The following is an 890-nucleotide window of genomic DNA, read 5'->3' as shown; positions in this document are numbered from 1 at the left end:
AGGCGCCACCGGGCTGTTCGCCGCCGCCGACGCGCGGGTCGGGCACTGGCGGCCGGGCTGGGGCACGGTGGGCGCCGCACTGACCGTCCTGGTCGACCTGCTCCTCCTGCGGGCCGCCGACGACCTGCGCGACCTGCCGTACGACCGGCGCCACAACCCGTCCCGCCCGCTGGCGCGCGGCGCCGTACTGCCGCGCGACCTGTACCTCCTGTCCGGCGCCGGGGCCGCGTTCCTGCTCCTCCTGAACGCCGGCAACCGGGCCGCCCTGCTGCTGATCGCCGCCCAACTCGTCTACACCACACTGCTGGTGGGCGCCGAGCTGCGACTGGGGTGGCCGCGCGGCGATGCCGTCGTCACCGGCGTCCTGCTGAGCTCCCCGGTCCAGGTGCTGCTCAACCTCTACCTGTACGCGGTGTTCCTGCACGACACCGGGCTGGACGGCGACACGGTCGCGCGGGCCGGGAAGCACGTGCTGCCGCTGCTGGCGGTGATCATGCTGGCCGCCACCCACCACGAACTGGTCCGCAAGGTGGTCCGCGAGCCGGGCGCGCACGAGCGCACCTATGTCCGGGTCTTCGGCCTGCGCAGGACCGTTGCGCTCGCGCTCGGCTCCGCCGCCGCGTCCGCCGCGGTGTCGCTGGCGGTGCTGCGGCCGTGGGAGGGCGGACCGGCCGGGTGGGGCTGGCTGGCGCTGCTGCCGGTCGCCGTCGCCGCCCTCGCCGCCCGCCGCTTCAGCCGGACCGGGGCGGCCCGCTGGCCCGTCGGGGCCGTGGTCGGCTACCTGCCGGCCGTGTTCCTCTGCCATCTGCTGATCGGCCTGGGGGGCACTGCGTGAGGACGGAGAACCTGTACATCGCCGGCCTGGCCTCCCAGGTGCCCCGGCGGTGGCC

At 76.0% G+C, this 890-nt stretch carries 1 protein-coding gene; it reads left to right on the top strand.

The window, feature by feature from the left end:
* Positions 1-835, top strand: an 835-nt coding sequence (locus VR45_RS40900) for a hypothetical protein (protein WP_045945052.1), incomplete at its 5' end; no start/stop codon positions are given.
* Positions 836-890 lie beyond the last annotated feature (55 nt).

The organism is Streptomyces sp. NRRL S-495 (assembly GCF_000966955.1).
GTDB classification, from domain to species: Bacteria; Actinomycetota; Actinomycetes; order Streptomycetales; family Streptomycetaceae; genus Kitasatospora; species Kitasatospora purpeofusca.
Note: the sequence above shows the minus strand (reverse complement) of the source record. Positions and strands in the feature narration are given on the sequence as shown.